At 62.7% G+C, this 16,919-nt stretch carries 18 protein-coding genes; 12 read left to right on the top strand and 6 right to left on the bottom strand.

Annotated features, from left to right (window positions below; genetic code table 11):
• Positions 1-178: 178 nt before the first annotated feature.
• Genes ABVN20_RS03365 through ABVN20_RS03355 form a run of 3 tightly spaced genes read left to right on the top strand, consistent with a single transcriptional unit; the run spans position 179 to position 2,341 of the window.
• Positions 179-811 carry a CDP-alcohol phosphatidyltransferase family protein gene (locus ABVN20_RS03365; protein ID WP_368554076.1) on the top strand — a complete coding sequence of 211 codons (633 nt, stop codon included), beginning with the start codon at positions 179-181 and terminating at the stop codon, positions 809-811.
• Positions 798-1,397, top strand: coding sequence for a lysophospholipid acyltransferase family protein (locus ABVN20_RS03360; protein WP_368554075.1), 600 nt, complete (start codon positions 798-800; stop codon positions 1,395-1,397). The genes ABVN20_RS03365 and ABVN20_RS03360 overlap by 14 nt, the downstream gene beginning before the upstream one ends.
• Complete coding sequence (locus ABVN20_RS03355) at positions 1,394-2,341, top strand: phosphatidate cytidylyltransferase (RefSeq protein ID WP_368554074.1); 948 nt, start codon at positions 1,394-1,396, stop codon at positions 2,339-2,341. The genes ABVN20_RS03360 and ABVN20_RS03355 overlap by 4 nt, the downstream gene beginning before the upstream one ends.
• A 109-nt stretch (positions 2,342-2,450) precedes the next feature.
• Here the strand turns inward: ABVN20_RS03355 and ABVN20_RS03350 are convergent, their stop codons facing one another.
• The 3 genes from ABVN20_RS03350 to ABVN20_RS03340 all read right to left on the bottom strand — a co-directional run bounded on the left by ABVN20_RS03350 (position 2,451) and on the right by ABVN20_RS03340 (position 5,515).
• Positions 2,451-3,206, bottom strand: a complete 756-nt coding sequence (locus ABVN20_RS03350; protein ID WP_368554073.1) for a DUF2063 domain-containing protein — start codon at positions 3,204-3,206, stop codon at positions 2,451-2,453.
• Positions 3,199-4,038 (bottom strand): DUF692 domain-containing protein, encoded by an 840-nt coding sequence (locus tag ABVN20_RS03345; RefSeq protein ID WP_368554072.1) that lies wholly within the window; start codon positions 4,036-4,038, stop codon positions 3,199-3,201. The genes ABVN20_RS03350 and ABVN20_RS03345 overlap by 8 nt, the downstream gene beginning before the upstream one ends.
• Before the next feature lie 142 nt (positions 4,039-4,180).
• The gene (locus tag ABVN20_RS03340) at positions 4,181-5,515 is read right to left on the bottom strand and encodes an acetamidase/formamidase family protein (RefSeq protein WP_368554071.1); all 1,335 of its coding nucleotides are present in this window, start codon (positions 5,513-5,515) and stop codon (positions 4,181-4,183) included.
• 385 nt (positions 5,516-5,900) lie between these two features.
• Between ABVN20_RS03340 and ABVN20_RS03335 the strand changes: the two genes are divergently transcribed.
• Entirely contained in the window at positions 5,901-6,947 is a 1,047-nt protein-coding gene (locus tag ABVN20_RS03335; protein WP_368554070.1) for a class I SAM-dependent methyltransferase, read from the top strand.
• 166 nt (positions 6,948-7,113) lie between these two features.
• The gene (locus ABVN20_RS03330) at positions 7,114-7,956 is read left to right on the top strand and encodes an NAD-dependent protein deacetylase (protein ID WP_368554069.1); all 843 of its coding nucleotides are present in this window, start codon (positions 7,114-7,116) and stop codon (positions 7,954-7,956) included.
• A gap of 115 nt (positions 7,957-8,071) precedes the next feature.
• Here ABVN20_RS03330 and ABVN20_RS03325 read toward each other — a convergent pair whose 3' ends face one another.
• Positions 8,072-8,956 (bottom strand): LysR substrate-binding domain-containing protein, encoded by an 885-nt coding sequence (locus tag ABVN20_RS03325; RefSeq protein ID WP_368554068.1) that lies wholly within the window; start codon positions 8,954-8,956, stop codon positions 8,072-8,074.
• Between the two features lie 150 nt (positions 8,957-9,106).
• On the opposite strand from ABVN20_RS03325, the gene ABVN20_RS03320 reads away from it, so the two are divergent.
• From ABVN20_RS03320 to ABVN20_RS03310, 3 genes are read left to right on the top strand one after another with little or no spacing between them, the layout of a single operon-like run.
• On the top strand, positions 9,107-9,805 hold the full coding sequence (locus ABVN20_RS03320; RefSeq protein ID WP_368554067.1) for a CoA transferase subunit A: 699 nt from the start codon (positions 9,107-9,109) through the stop codon (positions 9,803-9,805).
• A gap of 36 nt (positions 9,806-9,841) precedes the next feature.
• Positions 9,842-10,507: a CoA transferase subunit B gene (locus ABVN20_RS03315; RefSeq protein WP_368554066.1), complete on the top strand. Its 666-nt coding sequence runs from the start codon at positions 9,842-9,844 to the stop codon at positions 10,505-10,507.
• 11 nt (positions 10,508-10,518) lie between these two features.
• A complete protein-coding gene (locus ABVN20_RS03310) occupies positions 10,519-11,700 on the top strand; it encodes an acetyl-CoA C-acetyltransferase (protein ID WP_368554065.1) in 1,182 nt (393 codons plus the stop codon).
• Between the two features lie 317 nt (positions 11,701-12,017).
• Here ABVN20_RS03310 and ABVN20_RS03305 read toward each other — a convergent pair whose 3' ends face one another.
• Entirely contained in the window at positions 12,018-13,337 is a 1,320-nt protein-coding gene (locus tag ABVN20_RS03305) for an Nramp family divalent metal transporter (RefSeq protein WP_368554064.1), read from the bottom strand.
• Positions 13,338-13,836: 499 nt separating this feature from the next.
• Between ABVN20_RS03305 and ABVN20_RS03300 the strand changes: the two genes are divergently transcribed.
• The 4 genes from ABVN20_RS03300 to ABVN20_RS03285 all read left to right on the top strand — a co-directional run bounded on the left by ABVN20_RS03300 (position 13,837) and on the right by ABVN20_RS03285 (position 16,140).
• Entirely contained in the window at positions 13,837-14,604 is a 768-nt protein-coding gene (locus ABVN20_RS03300; RefSeq protein ID WP_368554555.1) for a hypothetical protein, read from the top strand.
• 135 nt (positions 14,605-14,739) lie between these two features.
• Positions 14,740-14,982, top strand: a complete 243-nt coding sequence (locus ABVN20_RS03295; protein WP_368554063.1) for an antitoxin Xre/MbcA/ParS toxin-binding domain-containing protein — start codon at positions 14,740-14,742, stop codon at positions 14,980-14,982.
• A complete protein-coding gene (locus ABVN20_RS03290) occupies positions 14,979-15,473 on the top strand; it encodes an RES family NAD+ phosphorylase (protein WP_368554062.1) in 495 nt (164 codons plus the stop codon). The genes ABVN20_RS03295 and ABVN20_RS03290 overlap by 4 nt, the downstream gene beginning before the upstream one ends.
• A 100-nt stretch (positions 15,474-15,573) precedes the next feature.
• Positions 15,574-16,140: a hypothetical protein gene (locus tag ABVN20_RS03285; protein WP_368554061.1), complete on the top strand. Its 567-nt coding sequence runs from the start codon at positions 15,574-15,576 to the stop codon at positions 16,138-16,140.
• A 2-nt stretch (positions 16,141-16,142) separates the two neighbouring features.
• Here the strand turns inward: ABVN20_RS03285 and ABVN20_RS03280 are convergent, their stop codons facing one another.
• Positions 16,143-16,859 carry an alpha/beta hydrolase gene (locus ABVN20_RS03280; protein WP_368554060.1) on the bottom strand — a complete coding sequence of 239 codons (717 nt, stop codon included), beginning with the start codon at positions 16,857-16,859 and terminating at the stop codon, positions 16,143-16,145.
• Between the last annotated feature and the right edge of the window lie 60 nt (positions 16,860-16,919).

The raw sequence follows: 16,919 nt of genomic DNA, 5'->3' as shown, positions 1-16,919 counted from the left end.
GTGGGAGCGAGCCTGCTCGCGATGGTGGTTCAGACACCACGGGCATTCAGACAGACATCATGAACATTGATGTCCATCGCGAGCAGGCTCGCTCCCACAGTGGGCAAAAAGCAGAGGCCACGGAAAGCCTCTATATTGAAACACCAGCCCCCCATTCATCATTGCCAAGGACATGCCAATGGATGAAAACCGCAGGCCCATCAAGACGCGTTCTGCGCGATGGGCCAGATACATCACCGACCTTCTGGTCAAACGCGACCTCTCCCCCAATCAGATCTCCGTGGCGAGCATCGTTTTCGCCCTGATCGGCATCATCGCGCTGAACATCGACAACGGCGTGATCGGTTCGATCCTCTGTGCCATCGGCATTCAACTGCGTCTGTTGTGCAACCTGTTCGACGGCATGGTGGCGATCGAGGGCGGCAGGAAATCGGACATCGGCAGCCTGTACAACGAGTTTCCCGACCGCATCGCCGACAGCCTGCTACTGGTCGGGCTCGGTTATGCCATCGGCTACCCGGATCTTGGCTGGTTCGCTGCGCTGGCGGCGGCGCTGACCGCCTATGTACGGGTGTTCGGTGGCTCCATCGGCTTGGCGCAGAGTTTCATCGGCCCGATGGCCAAGCAGCACCGCATGGCGGTGATGACCGTGGCGCTGCTGCTCAATGCCGTCGAAGCCACGCTTTACGCCAGTCACTACCTGCTGTTGATCGCGCTGATCATCATCGCCGCAGGCTCGGTCGCCACCTGCGTCACGCGCACGCTGGCCATCGCCCGGCAACTCAAGGGGGCTGCCCATGTTGATCAGTAACGCATTGATTTCCGTCCTGCGCTTTCTCATCGGCGTCACGGCACGCTGGGAAAGCCCGCCGGACCTGTCGCGCCAGCGCATCTACTTCGCCAATCACACCAGCCACATGGACACCCTGGCGATCATCGCCGCCCTGCCCCCGGAGGCACGCCGGAATGTGAAACCGGTGGCCGCTGCCGACTACTGGGGCAAGAACCGCTTCCTGTCGTACATCTCGCAGCAGGGCCTGAACGCCGTGCTGATCGAGCGCAACCCGGCGCCGGGGGTCAATGTGCTGGAGCCGATTTTCGAGGTGGTGCGCGCCGGCCATTCGATCATCATTTTCCCCGAAGGCACGCGCTCCAGCCAGGCCCTGCCCGGCCCGTTCAAATCGGGGCTGTACCGATTGGCGCAGACGTTCCCCGACGTCGACCTGGTGCCGATCTACCTGGAAAACCTGCACCGCTCGATGCCCAAGGGCAAACACGTGCCGTTGCCGATCATCTGCACCATCCGCATCGGCAACCCGCTGGAACGTATCGCCGCTGAGGACAAGGAAATGTTCCTGGAGCGTGCCCGTGACGCCATCGTGAGGCTGTCGAAATGAGTCTTGAAGCCAAGTTCCTGTGGTTCTTTTTCGCCATTGCCTGCCTGCTGGCAGTGGCCTCGATCATCGGCCATGTGCTGGCAAAGCGTGCGACGTCGGAAAGCGCGGTGTCGACCGTGGAAAACCTCAACCAGCGGGTAAACGCCTGGTGGGGGATGGTGATTATCTTCTTCGTGTCCTACCAGTTGGGCGGGAATGCCACGGTGGTGTTGTTCGCTTTCATTTCGCTGTTCGCGCTCAGGGAATTCATCACCCTGACGCCCACCCGGCCGGGCGACCACAACGCGCTGTTTTCCGCGTTTTTCATCCTGATCCCGCTGCAATACCTGCTGATCGGCACGCACTGGTACTCGATGTTCACCCTGCTGATTCCGGTGTATGCCTTCCTGTTGCTGCCGGCGATTGCGGTGCTGAGCCAGGACACCGAGGCATTCCTGGAACGCAGCGCGAAGATCCAGTGGGGGGTGATGATCTGCATCTACTGCATCAGTCATGCGCCAGCGCTGTTGCTGCTCGACCTCGAAGGCTTCCGGGGCCAGAACGCCTTGCTGCTGTTCTACCTGGTGTTCGTCGTGCAACTGAGCGATGTGCTGCAATACGTGTTCGGCAAACTGTTTGGCAAGCACAAGGTCGCGCCCCTGGTGAGCCCGTCAAAAACCGTGGAAGGCCTGGTCGGCGGTGGGCTGTCGGCGACCTTGATCGGCGGCTGCATGTTCTGGATGACCCCATTCAATTTCTGGCAGTCGCTGCTGATGTCGTTTGTCATCGTCGTCATGGGTTTTCTTGGCGGGCTGGTGATGTCGGCGATCAAGCGCAGCCTCAGCGCCAAGGACTGGGGCACCATGATCAAGGGCCACGGCGGCATGCTCGACCGCATGGACTCGATCTGCTTTGCGGCGCCGATTTTCTTTCACCTGACGCGGTATTTCTTTTCGGTGACGTGACCACGCTGTCACCTGTAGGAGCGAGCTTGCTCGCGATGGCGGTGTGTCAGCCAATACAGTTTTAGATGACACACCGCATCGCGAGCAATCGAGCGTCGACCGGCTGCTCCTACAGGGGGCTTACTACACCTTCGGCCTGCATCTGCCCCAACAAGGCCGCGCCGTTGTCGATGAACTCATCCGACCCCACCGCGCCCGCCTCCACCGCCAAGCCCTGCAACTGCTCTGCCCCCGTCAATGCCGGAAACTCGCCGATGCGCTGCAACAACCGCCACGCCAACGGGCTCAGCTCGGAAAACTTCACTCGCCAGTCTTCTGCGCGCTGCACCAGCAACAAAGTCGGCTGGGCCGGCGGGGTTTCAGGTTGATAGTCAGGCCCCACCAAATGCACCGGCCACGCATAGGCCAGAGGCCACGCCAGTGCCGACACCTGCAAGGTGCAGCCCAGCAACGGTGCAGCATCTCCGCCGGGCAACGGCTCGGCGTCGGACTGCTGCAATACCATCTCGACCCATTCGTAATGCGCCAGCTCCACCATGAACGGCGGCCATGGGCCCTCGTTCAAGGCCGCAGGCTGCGAGGCGAGGAACTCGACGAACTCCTGGGCGATCTCGCCGAACTTCGGTGTGCGCGCACGGTAGTCGCGCAGGAACATGCGCATCAGCGAACGCCAGCGCTCATCGCCGAGGATCCTGATCAGCACCGGGAACGTGCCACTGAGCAACAGCGACAGGTTGTTGAAAATCAGGTCGCGATAGACCTGCACCCGCGCCACGTCCATCCCGGCGGGCGGCGCACAGTGCTCGGGGTCGCGCAGGTACCGACCGAGGGTGTTCTGCTCGTCGAACAGCGCTGGTTTAGCCACGATTCGAGCCCTCGTTCTGCAAACGGCGGATGGTCTGCAACTCGGCGACCAGATCGGTGAAGGCCGGGAAGTTGAAATCCCGCTCCAGCAAGGTCGGCTGCGCACCAAAGCGCGCATAAGCCTCGGCCAGCAACGACCAGACCACCGGTTTCACCGAGGCGCCGTGTGTGTCGATCTTCAGCGTGTCCGATTCATCGAAATGCCCGGCCACGTGCATCGCCACCACCCGGCTACCGTCGATACCGGCCAGGAACACCTGCGGGTCGAAGCCATGGTTGATCGAGTTGACGTACACGTTGTTGACGTCCAGCAGCAGGTCGCAATCGGCTTCGCGCAGCACCGCGTTGGTGAAGGTCACTTCGTCCATGTCCTGCCGGGGTGCGGCGTAGTAGGAGACGTTCTCCACCGCCAGGCGCCGGCCGAGGATGTCCTGGGCCTGGCGGATGCGGGCGGCGACGTGCTGCACCGCCTCTTCGGTAAAGGGCATCGGCAACAGGTCGTAGAGGTGACCGTCATCGCTGCAATAACTCAGGTGCTCGCTGTACAGCGGCACGTCGTGGTGATCGAGGAACACCCGCACTTCTTTCAGGAACTGGACGTCCAGAGGGGCCGGCCCGCCCAGCGACAACGACAAACCGTGGCAGGACAACGGATAACGCTCGGCCAGGGTCCGCAGCGCCGCGCCATGGGCGCCGCCGATGCCGATCCAGTTTTCCGGGGCAACTTCCAGGAAGTCGAAAGCGCCGGTGGGTGCCGCCAGCAGGTCTTGCATCAAGCCACGCCGCAGGCCCAGGCCGACACTGGCCTTGGAAGTGGTGAAAGAGGTTTGCATGATGTCGATCTCAAGTCGTCAGGAGGTGATCGCAGTTAATCGAACCGGTGTATCGGGGATGTGTGGCGAGCCGCGGCAAAATCACCGCCTGTGTATCGTCGGCCGGCCTGTACACACTGCGATACAGACCGGCCGGCGTGGCTTACGCCAGGTCGTATTGCTCACGCACCAATTGGCCGATGCAGAGGCGATCGAGTACGGCCATCGGGCACAGGAACGTCACGCGTACGGTGCCTGGCAAGCGGCTGATGTCGATCGAACCGGTGATGGTTGCGCGGTTGAGCACCTCGTCATACGGCAGGCCGGTGACGCTGGCGGCGCGTTGCAAGCCGTTTTCCACCGCCACGTTGAGGTTTTCGCCGCTGCCGATGAAGGTGATCGGGCCGCTTTGCTCGATCTCGGTCTGGCCCCAGCGCTGGCCCAGCTCGCGGACTTTCTGCCGTTGCTCGGCGGTCATCGGCCGCGCCATGGGCGGCAGGTCATCGAGGTTCTGTAGCAGGATCGGGCCTTCCAGGGTCAGGTCCTTGATCACCTGCACCTGCACTTCGGTTTCCCCGGAGCAGTCGGTGGCGTGCCCGGCGATTTCACCGTTGCCCTGCTGGGCATGCATGTCGCCCATGTAGACCCCGGCACCCGGTACTTTCACCGGGCAAATCAGCACGCAGCCTTCCCGGATCGAGTTGGTGTCCATGTGGCCATCGGTCTTGGCTGCGTGCAGTTCTTCGCGGGTCATGCCGAAGCGGTGTGGCGCGCCGATCAGGTACTGGCCGAAGTCGGCGCAGTTGTGCGAATCCGGCAAGTCACGGGACGGCGTGGTGCCGATGTTGCCGAGGAACGGCCGCATATGGGCGGCGACGCCGGGCATGTCGGCGCGGGCCAGCGACAGGATCGAGTGCTGGGCGGCCAGTTCCGGCAATGCCGACATTTGCGGCGCATGGCCGGCCAGGCGGTTGGCGATGTCCTGGTTAACGGTGAGGCTGACCTGGTTCTGCGCATCGAACACGATCACGTAGCCGTGGCTGAAACGAAAGGCGCTGACCTCGGCGCCGCAGGTGTTGCAGCGGATCGAGTCCTCGCCGATGCCTTCGACGTGGCTGGCCGGGTGCTCGGTGCCGCACTGGGAGCAGAATTTGGAAACGAACGGGTCACCGTGATAACGGCCTTCGACGAAGCTCATCACGCCCGAAGACGTGGCCTGGGAGGTCACGCGCATGCGCTTGATCCGGATCGCCACCGCATCGCCCACCTCGGCGCCGGCGATGGCCACCGGTTGCGTCACCTCATGACCGCCCTCGAAGGCCGGCGTGATCATCGGCCCCCAACAGCCCGGCGGCGTGCCGGTGATCAGGGTGCCACCGTCGGCCAACGGGCCGAGCATCGGCTGGCTGGGGCCGATGATGCCGGATGTGTATTGCTCGACGCGCAGGTACTCGACGGGCGTGGATTTGCGGTCTGTTTCAGGCTGGAGCGTGCTCATTGTTATCCCCTGGACGGTTATAGGGCGCCAAACGGCCCGGCCAGTTGATCGCAGGTTTGTATCTGGGCTGTGTTCGGGGGCGAGCGGGAAATGGTGCGGAGTGTATCGAGAGGGTGTCTGGATACACTGCGATACATGAGCGACCGGTTCCCCTGTAGGAGCGAGCTTGCTCGCGATGGCGGTGGGTCAGGCGATACAGTTTTGAATGACACACCGCATCGCGAGCAAGCTCGCTCCTACAGGGGGCCAGTGTCAGCTTGGCACTTTCGTCGCCTCGCCCATCTGCACCCCCCCTGCGAACTAAACTTAGTGAACCCCCAACCACCGCCCAGAGCCGGCTGCCTGTATCACCTTGACCCTGGACACTGCCACAGGAGCGCACGTGATGGACGAGGCCAGACTCAACGATTTCATGGGCAAACTGGTGAACGACATGGGCGGCGCGGCCATGCTCGCCAACGTCATTCTCGGCGAGGAACTCGGGCTGTACCGGGCCATGGCCGACAGCCAGCCGATCACTCCCGAAGCCCTGGCCGACAAGACCGGCTGCAACGCCCGCCTGCTGCGTGAATGGCTCAGTGCCCACGCCGCATCCGGCTATATGGAACATCAGGACGGCCAGTTCCGCCTGCCGGAAGAACAGGCGCTGGCATTGGCTGTCGAGGACTCGCCCGTTTATGTGGCCGGCGGTGCCTCGGTGGTCGCCTCGTTTTTCCATGACAAGGACAAACTGATCAAGGCCATGCGCGGCGATGGCGCGCTGGCCTGGGGCGACCATCACCCGTGCATGTTCAGCGGCACCGAACGCTTCTTCCGCCCCGGCTACCGCGCACACCTGATCGCCGAGTGGCTGCCGGCGCTGGACGGTGTGGTTGCCAAGCTGCAGGCCGGCGCCAAGGTCGCCGACATCGGCTGCGGCCATGGCGCTTCGACGGTGATCATGGCCCAGGCATTCCCCGATTCGCACTTCGTCGGCTTCGACTACCATGCCCCTTCCATCACCGTCGCCACCCAGCGCGCCGAAGAAGGTGGCGTGTCCGGGCGGGCGCGATTCTTTCAGGGCACGGCGAAGAGTTACCCCGGCGACGACTATGACCTGGTCTGCTACTTCGACTGCCTGCACGACATGGGCGACCCGGTGGGCGCGGCACGCCACGCCTATCAGTCGCTGAAGCCGGACGGCACAGTGCTACTGGTGGAACCCTTCGCCAACGACCGGCTCGATGACAACGTCACCCCGGTCGGCCGCCTGTTCTACGCCGCCTCGACCTTCATCTGCACACCCAACTCGCTGTCCCAGGAAGTCAGCCTGGGGCTCGGCGCCCAGGCCGGCGAGGCGCGGCTGCGCAAAGTGTTCACCGAAGCCGGGTTTTCCCGCTTCCGCCGGGCGACGCAGACGCCGTTCAACCTGATTCTTGAGGCGAGAAAATAACCCATACCCTCCCCGCCCCTGTAGGAGCGAGCTTGCTCGCGATGCGGTGTGTCATTCAAAACTGTATTGGCTGATACACCGCCATCGCGAGCAAGCTCGCTCCTACAGGAATGGAGGGTTGAGGTGTTAATGTGCATGGATTCAAGGTGCCCCCGGAGTGTTGAACATGCTCGACCGTCCGATCCATGACCAGCTCGATCGCCTCCAGCAGTTCATGGCCGAACAGCCATTCGCCGTCCTCACCGGCGCGGGCATCAGCACCCCGTCGGGGATTCCGGACTACCGCGACAACCAGGGCGTGCGCCGGGGGCGGCAACCGATGATGTACCAGGAGTTTCTCGGCGCCCCGGAATCCCGGCGCCGCTACTGGGCGCGGGCGATGCTCGGCTGGCCGCGGGTGCGCCTGGCCCAGCCGAATGCGGCGCACGAAGCCCTGGCCATGCTGCAGGGCACCCGCCAGATCGAAGGCCTGATCACCCAGAACGTCGACACCCTGCACGACCAGGCCGGCAGCCGCGACGTGATCGAACTGCACGGCAGCCTGCATCGGGTGCTGTGCCTGGATTGCGGCCAGCGCAGCGAGCGCGACTCGATCCAGCAGTTGATGGAGGCACAAAACCCTTACCTGGCCGGGGTCGACGCCGTGCAGGCACCGGATGGCGACACCCTGCTCGATACGGCGTTCGAGGCGCGCTTCCAGGTGCCGCATTGCCCGCACTGCGCGGGGGAACGGATGAAACCGGATGTGGTGTTTTTCGGCGAGAACGTCGCGCAACAGACGGCGGCCAGGGCCATGGCCACCGTGGAGAAAGCCGCCGGGCTGCTGGTGGTCGGCTCATCGCTGATGGCCTATTCGGCCTTTCGCCTGTGCCGGGCGGTGGCCGACCAGGGCAAGCCGCTGATCGCAATCAACCTGGGCAAGACTCGGGCGGATGACTTGCTGGACCTGAAAATCGAAGGGTCGTGCGAGCAGCTGTTGCCGTTGTTGGCGCAGCGACTCAATACCTGAATTCACCATTCCCCTGTAGGAGCGAGCTTGCTCGCGATGCGGTGTGTCATACAACACTGTATTGGCTGACACTCCGCCATCGCGAGCAAGCTCGCTCCTACAGGGGGAACGGTGATTACTGGTTCCACGACTCCCTAAGCACATCAAACAACGCCTGCGCCGCCGCCGACAACTCCACCCCCGGTTTGGTCAACACGCCAATCGCCCGCTCCACCACCGGCTCCTGCAAAGTGATACAGCGCGCGCCCAGCTCACGCATCTGCCCGGCACACAAGGCCGGCACCGCGCTCACCCCCAGGCCGCTGGCGACCATGCGCCCCACTGTCGCCAGTTGATGGCTCTCGAACTCCACCGGCAGTTTCATGCCCCGCGCCTGCAAATGTTCTTCGAGCATCACCCGCACCGTCGAGGGTCGCTGCAGGGTGATGAACGGTTGTTCCAGCAGTGTCTGGAAGTCGATGTCCTGGCGGCTGGCAAACGGCGAATCCAGTGGCACCACGGCGACGAAGCGGTCGCGATACAACGGCGTGAACGCAAGCGAAGTGGTTATGCTCGGTTCGAACGCCACCCCCAGCTCCACCTGACGGTCGCGCACCAGCTCCAGCACCTGCTCGTTGATCACGTCATTGACCGTGACGTTGACGTTCGGGTAGCGGGCGCGGAAGGTCTTGAGGATCGGCGGCAGCAGGTTGCCGGCAAAGGACGGCATCGCCGCCAGGGTCACGCGCCCGCGTTGCAGGGTGAAGCGCTGGCGCAGTTCATCCTCGGCGTTGTCCCAGTCGGCGATCAGGCGCCGGGCCAGCGGCACCAGCGCTTCACCCTCGGCGGTGAGCGCCACGTTGCGCGTGTTGCGGGTGAACAGCCGCCCGCCCAGGCCCTCCTCCAGCGCCTTGATGGTCAGGCTCAGCGCCGATTGCGAGAGGTGCAGGCGCTCGCAGGCCACGGCAAAGCTCAGGCTCTGCGCCACGGCCAGGAAGGCGCGGATCTGCTTGACTGTCATGGCCGGTGCCTCCAACGTAATAACAATGACTGATTGGTGAGTTTTATCTATCAATCAACCTTAAAAATCAACTTAACAAATGAATATCCCGGCGAGACACTTCATCCCATACGGCTAGCCAGCCGCCCACAAAGAATAAAAGAGGTGCATATGGCAGGTTTCGACAAGCGCGTGAGTTCCTACGAGGAAGCCCTGGCAGGTCTTGAAGACGGCATGACCGTGATCGCTGGCGGCTTCGGCCTGTGCGGCATTCCGGAAAACCTCATCGCCGAGATCAAGCGCAAGGGTACACGCGACCTCACCGTGGTCTCCAACAACTGCGGCGTCGACGGTTTCGGCCTCGGCGTGCTGCTGACCGATCGGCAGATCAGCAAGGTGGTGGCCTCCTACGTCGGCGAGAACAAGCTGTTCGAAGAGCAACTGCTCAAGGGCGAAATCGAAGTCATCCTGACCCCGCAAGGCACCCTCGCTGAAAAAATGCGCGCTGGTGGTGCCGGCATCCCGGCCTTCTTCACCGCCACCGGCGTCGGCACCCCGGTCGCAGAAGGCAAGGAAACCCGTGAATTCCACGGCCGCAAATACCTGATGGAAGAGTCCATCACCGGCGACTTCGCCATCGTCAAAGGCTGGAAAGCCGACCACTTCGGCAACGTGATCTATCGCCACACCGCCCAGAACTTCAACCCGCTCGCCGCCACCGCCGGCAAGATCACCGTGGTCGAAGTCGAAGAAATCGTCGAACCCGGCGAGCTGGACCCGACGCAGATCCACACCCCTGGCATCTACGTCGACCGGATCATCTGCGGCACGTTCGAAAAACGCATCGAACAACGCACCGTACGCAAGTGATCCCCTGCCCCCGGACCGAATGAAGGAATAACAACAATGGCACTTTCCCGCGAACAAATGGCTCAACGCGTCGCCCGTGAAATGCAGGACGGCTTCTACGTGAACCTGGGCATCGGCATTCCGACCCTGGTCGCCAACTACATTCCCGAAGGCATGGAAGTCATGCTGCAATCGGAAAACGGCCTGCTGGGCATGGGTCCGTTTCCTACCGAAGAAACCATTGATGCCGACATGATCAACGCCGGCAAGCAAACCGTGACCGCGCGCACCGGCGCGTCGATCTTCTCCTCGGCCGAATCCTTCGCGATGATCCGCGGCGGGCATGTCGACCTGACCGTGCTGGGCGCCTTCGAAGTGGATGTGCAAGGTAACATCGCTTCGTGGATGATCCCCGGCAAACTGGTCAAGGGCATGGGCGGCGCCATGGACCTGGTGGCCGGTGCCGAGAACATCATCGTCATCATGACCCACGCGTCCAAGGACGGTGAGTCCAAACTGCTGTCCCAGTGCAGCCTGCCGTTGACCGGCGCCGGCTGCATCAAGCGCGTGCTGACCGACCTCGCCTACCTGGAAATCGAAAACGGTGCGTTCATTCTCAAGGAACGTGCGCCAGGTGTCAGCGTTGAAGAGATCATCGCCAAAACCGCCGGTAAACTGATCGTCCCGGACCACGTTCCAGAGATGCAGTTCGCTGACCAGTGAGGAATCATTCCATGCAAGAAGTCGTCATTGTTGCCGCCACGCGCACCGCCATCGGCAGTTTCCAGGGTTCGCTGGCCAATGTGTCCGCCGTGGACCTGGGCGCCGCGGTGATCCGTCAGTTGCTGGCGCAAACCGGCCTGGACCCGGCCGAAGTCGATGAAGTGATCATGGGCCAGGTGTTGACCGCCGGTGCCGGGCAGAACCCCGCGCGCCAGGCCTCGGTCAAGGCCGGCCTGCCCTTCGCCGTGCCGGCCATGACCCTGAACAAGGTCTGCGGCTCGGGCCTCAAGGCCCTGCACCTGGCCACCCAGGCGATCCGCTGCGGCGACGCCGAGGTGATCATTGCCGGTGGCCAGGAAAACATGAGCCTGGCCAACTACGTGATGCCCGGCGCACGCACCGGCCTGCGCATGGGCCATGCGCAGATCGTCGACACCATGATCAGCGATGGCCTGTGGGATGCGTTCAACGACTACCACATGGGCATCACCGCCGAGAACCTGGTGGAGAAATACGACATCAGCCGCGAGCAGCAGGATGCCTTCGCGGCCGCCTCGCAGCAGAAAGCCACGGCCGCTATCGAAGCCGGGCGTTTCGTCGATGAAATCACGCCGATCCTGATCCCCCAGCGCAAGGGCGACCCACTGTCCTTCGCCACCGACGAGCAGCCACGGGCCGGCACCACCGCCGAATCCCTTGGCAAGCTCAAGCCGGCCTTCAAGAAGGACGGTTCGGTGACCGCCGGCAACGCCTCGTCGCTCAACGACGGCGCCGCCGCCGTGATCCTGATGAGTGCGGAAAAAGCCAAGGCCCTGGGCCTGCCGGTGCTGGCGAAGATCGCCGCCTATGCCAACGCGGGCGTCGATCCGGCGATCATGGGCATCGGCCCGGTGTCGGCCACCCGCCGCTGCCTGGACAAGGCCGGCTGGTCCATCGACCAGTTGGACCTGATCGAAGCCAACGAAGCCTTCGCCGCCCAATCGCTGGCGGTGGCCAAGGACCTGGAATGGGACCTGGACAAGGTCAACGTCAACGGCGGCGCCATCGCCCTCGGCCACCCCATCGGTGCCTCGGGCTGCCGCGTGCTGGTGACCCTGCTGCACGAAATGCTCAAGCGCGACGCCAAAAAAGGCCTCGCCACCCTGTGCATCGGCGGTGGCCAGGGCGTGGCGTTGGCTCTGGAACGGGCGTAAGCCCACCGCGTTCGACAGGCTGCACGGGGATCCACGAAGAACCGCCGCAGCCTGGCAAAACACCCGGTGCACCGTTTGGTGTCACCGGGTTCTTTTTTTCTGACGCTGGATCCTCACCTGCCCCCCGGTGGGAGCGGGCTTGCTCGCGATGGTGGTCAACGATAACGCTGGCTACCTGGCACCCCGCGGTGCCTGGTCTCCCATTCTGTAGGAGCGAGCTTGCTCGCGATGGTCGTCAACGATGACGTAGGCAAACTGACACCCCGCGGTGCCTGGTCCTCCATCGCGAGCAAGCTCGCTCCTACAGGGACAGGGGATTACCCCAGAAACTGCAGGATCAACCAGCTGTTGGCCGCGCTGATCACCACGAACAACCCCCAGGCCAACACCCGCGTCGGCAGGCGATTCACAAAGGGCCCCATCAACTGGCGATCGTTGGTCATGCGAATCAGCGGGTACAGGGCAAACGGCAATTGCAGGCTCAGCACCACCTGGCTCAGTACCAGCAACTTGCCAATCGCGTTGTCGCCCATCAACCACACGCCGATGAACGCCGGGATCAGCGCCAGCCCACGGGTGATCAAGCGGCGCTGCCAGCAAGGGATCCGCAGGTTCAGGTAACCCTCCATGATCACCTGCCCGGCGATGGTGCCGGTGAAGGTCGAACTCTGGCCGGACGCCAGCAAGGCGACGCCGAACAACACGCTGGCCAGCGCCCCGCCCACCAGCGGGTCGAGCAGATGGTAGGCGTCCTGGATATCCACCACGTCAGTGTGTCCGGTCTTGTGGAAGGCTGCGGCAGCGAGAATCAGGATCGCCGCGTTGACCAGCAGCGCCAGTGCGAGGGAGCCGATGGTGTCGATACGCGCCAGCTTCACCGCGTCCTGTTTGCTGGCCAGATCCTTGCCGATCATCCGCGTCTGAACGATCGAGGTGTGCAGGTACAGGTTATGCGGCATCACCGTGGCGCCGAGGATGCCGATGGCCAGGTACAGCGGCGCGGCCTCGCCAATCGCCGACAGCGACGGCGTGAAGCCGCTGGCGACGTCCGGCCAGTACGGCTTGATCAACAGCAGCTCGACGAAGAAACACGCGCCGATGGTGGCCACCAGCACCAGCATGATCGCCTCCAATCGGCGAAAACCACGGTTCTGCAAGGCCAGCACCAGCAAGGTGTCGAACGCCGTGAGGGCAATGCCGACGCTCAGCGAACAACCCAGCAGCAGGTGGAACGCCAGCGCGCAGCCGAGCACTTCGGCAAGGTCGGTGGCGATGATCGAGATTTCCGCCAGCGCCCACTGGGTACGCGCGGTGCGGGTGCTGTAGCGCTCGCGCGACAACTGCGCCAGGTCGCGCCCGGTGGCGATGCCCAGGCGCGAACACAGGCATTGCACCACCATCCCCGCCAGGCTCGCCAGCAGCACCACGAACAACAGACTGTAGCCAAACCGCGACCCGGCCTCGATGGCGGTCGCCCAGTTGCCCGGGTCCATGTAGCCGATCGACACCAGCAGACCGGGGCCGGCAAAACGCAGGACACGCTTGAAGAACGAGGCACGGGGATCGACGGCCACACTGCCCGCCACTTCCGGCGGACAAAACGGCGCAGTGGCGATTTTGGGCAAACTGAATTTCACGCAGGCATTCCAGAAACGGGCGGGAGGGGGCAGCTTAGACGTTTCGCGCCTCTCGGACAAAGGTACAACGCCCTGTAGGAGCGAGCATGCTCGCGATGGGCGTCAAAGATAACGCTGAACACCTGATACCCCGCGGTGTTTGGTCTTCCATCGCGAGCAAGCTCGCTCCTACAGGATGATCGCCGACCTCTGTGGGAGCGGGCTTGCCCGCGATGGTCGTCAACGATAACGCTGAAAACCTGACACCCTGCGGTGTTTGATCCTCCATCGCGAGCAAGCTCGCTCCTACAGGATGATCGCCTACCTCTGTGGGAGCGAGCCTGCTCGCGATGGGCGTCAACGATAACGCTGAACACCTGACACCCTGCGGTGTTTGGTCTTGCATCGCGAGCAAGCTCGCTCCTACAGGGGGTATGTTGTATACAAAATTAATGTGGATATAGAGCAATCCATTCGTCACGGTGCTAACGTTGCCGACTCACAGGTCGGAGGTATGCGCGTGCTGTTGCTCAAACTGTTGGTCATTCCCGGTTTTCTGCTGCTGATTTCACTCGCCGGTAAACGCTGGGGTCCGAGTGTTGCGGGTTGGTTGTCGGGTTTGCCGGTGGTCGTCGGGCCGATTCTGTTTTTCCTCGCCGTCGAACAGGGCGATGCGTTCGCCGCGCAGTCGGCGACGGCCGCCTTGTCGGCGATGTTTGCGATGATCGCCTTCTGCATCTGCTACGCCCAGGTCGCCCAACGTGCCGGATGGCCGCGGGCGCTGACGGTTTCGTTGCTGGTCTGGGCGACGGCAGCCTGGGTGCTGTCACTGATACCGGCGTCCCTGGTGATCTCGGTGATTGCGGCGGCAACCGCCCTGCTGGCGGCACCGTACCTGTTCCCCGCCGTGCAACCGGTGGTGTCGGGCCCTGCGCCGAAATCCGACAAACTGCTGCTGCGCATGATCGCAGGCGCCCTGCTGACCCTTGCCGTCACCTGGCTGGCGAGCACCGTCGGTGAACGCTGGAGCGGTCTGCTCGCGGTGTTTCCGGTGTTGGGCAGCGTGATGGCGGTGTTCTCCCAGCAAAGTCGCGGGCCAGCCTTCACGGCCGCCCTGCTGCGGGCGACGGCGACCGGCATGTACTCGTTTGCCGCGTTCTGCCTGGTGGTGGCACTGGCCTTGCCGAGACTGGGCTTGGGCGGTGGCTTCGCGCTCGGTATTGCGGTATCGGTGGCGATGCTGGGTGTAACTAAACGCCTGTTAACCCGGCCAGCCCGGACGGAATAAGGGTTGCTCATCCTGAGGCCTTTTACCCTTCCCACAAGTGACGACAGAAACCCCTGATTCGTGAATTTCTCCCACATGTTTTTCCGGTTGGCCGTCAGATCTCCAAAGCGTAGCGTTGTCACCACAGAAGAAGGTATGGCCAAGGAGAACGCCACCATGCAGTTGAATCAGCAGCAAAACCCCGTAGCCTTTCAGTATGCTCAGGTCCTCGATCACGCCTGTAGCGTGTTTGGCGGCAAACCATTTGCCGAGCAATGGCTGAAGAGTCCTTGCAAGCAGCTGGAAGGCCAGATCCCTTTGGAACTCCTCGACAACGCGCTCGGTTTAGAGCAAGTCGAAGGTTTTTTGACCCGTATCGAATACGGGGTCTATCAATGAACCCTCTGCCCTGGGATGGTAAATGGCATGCCTGGCGCCTGGATCGCGAGGCCTTTAAAAACACCTGGGCCACCGGGGTCGGTGCGCAAAGGGCCGGTGGCCGCTGGAATCCGCCAGGGCGCCGGATCATCTATGCGTCGGCGGACCCTTCCACAGCCATTCTGGAGGTGGCAGCCCACGCCGGGTTTGACCTGATCGACCGGGTGCCCCATGTCATGACGCGTTTCGAAGTGCTGGATTCAGCACTGATCAAGATCGTCCAACCCGAAGAACTGCCCAACCCCAATTGGCTGACGCCATCCCGTCCTTCTCCCAATCAACAGCAGTTCGCCGACAGGCTGTTGGCCGAGCATCCCTTTGTGCTCATCCCTTCGGCAGTGAACGGCTGTTCCTGGAACCTTCTGGTCAGTTGCGATCTGGCGGCAGATCACTATCAACTGGTGTCTCAGCAACGTTTTGGGCTGGATACCCGATTGGTGAGGTGCGCGTGAACCCCACAAGCACCTGACCGTCCGTTAGCCCGTGCTGGAACATGTCACAACCTCCATGGGATGATCGCCCCCCACCGCGAGCCCACCCTGGAGATGCCGAATGTCACTGTTGAGTAAAAAAGCCGTTGTACTGCTACTGGCGGCGGTGGCCAGCCTGGGGTCTTTGAATGCTTACGCCGCCAAGGCAGCCGATACGGGACCGGCGCCGAAGGTTTCGTTGCTGGGCAACAAATTCAAGTTCACCCTGCCCAAGGGCTTCGTTGCCAACCCCCTGCCAGCGAGCCCGACCGGCGCGAGCGGCACCATGTACACCAACGAAACCAGCAAGACCGTGGTCATCGTCGCCGAAAACACCATTCCGGGCGGCGTCAACGCCAAGGACAACGACGGCCCGTTCCTCGACGCCACGGCCGCTGACTTTGCCACCGAGCAGGCCAAGGCGCTGCCGGACTTCACCAAGCTCAGTGAGAAAAGCTTCACGCAAAAAGACACCGGCCTGGGTGTGCGGCAGATCGACAGCACCGCCACCCAGGGTGGCGGCAAGACCCTCGACACCACGCTGATGGCTGCCTCGGGTACGCGCATGGCGCTGGTTCAGGTGATTTCCCGTCTCAGCGACAATGCCGGCCATGAGGCGCTGATCAAGCAGATTGTCTCGGGCAAATAGGTTCAGGGGTTGAGGCGACGCAACCAGGCGCTCAGGTCCTGCATTTCAGCGGCACTGATGGTGTGCCCGACACCTGGGTAGGCATGAAACTCAGGCTTGAGTGACAGGCTCTTCAACAGGCTGTCCGCCTCGGTGCCATCGTTGAAGGGCAAGCGTTTATCCGCCGTGCCATGCCCGATGAAGATCGCCAGGGACTGGCGTCTGGTATCGGGCTTGAGTTCGGATTTCAGCACCGGCAGGATCCTGCCGCTCAACGCGGCAATCCCGCCCACGGCCTCGGGGTGACGCAAGGCCACTTCATAGGACATGATCGCGCCCTGGCTGAAACCCACCAGATAAACCTTGTCCGGCTGGGTGTGATATTTCTTTGCAGCCTGTGCGATGAAATCCAGCAGCATCTGGCCGCTGGTTTTCAGGTCATCCGTCTCGCCGTTGTAGGCACCCTCGCCCTTCTTGCGGAACCATTGATAACTGCCCTCCTGCAACACCATCGGTGCACGCACCGACAGATAGGTGTAGCGCTCTGGCAACTCGTCCTTGATGCCAAACAGATCCTCCTCGTTACTGCCATAGCCGTGGAGGAAGATGACCAGGGGTTGATCGACGGAATCAGCATTGACCTGCTCCAGGTACCGGAGCGGCAGGTCGGTTTGCAGTGGGGTTTGGGCGTGGACGGCGGCAGACACCAGGAGTGTGAGCAGTGCAAGAACCTTCAACATGAGCCTTCCTTCACAGAGCGCAGGATTCGGCCCAGAGCCTAACACTGTGAAGCGGACCGG

Origin of the sequence: Pseudomonas sp. MYb118, assembly GCF_040947875.1 — a bacterium.
Taxonomy (GTDB): domain Bacteria; phylum Pseudomonadota; class Gammaproteobacteria; order Pseudomonadales; family Pseudomonadaceae; genus Aquipseudomonas.
Note: the sequence above shows the minus strand (reverse complement) of the source record. Positions and strands in the feature narration are given on the sequence as shown.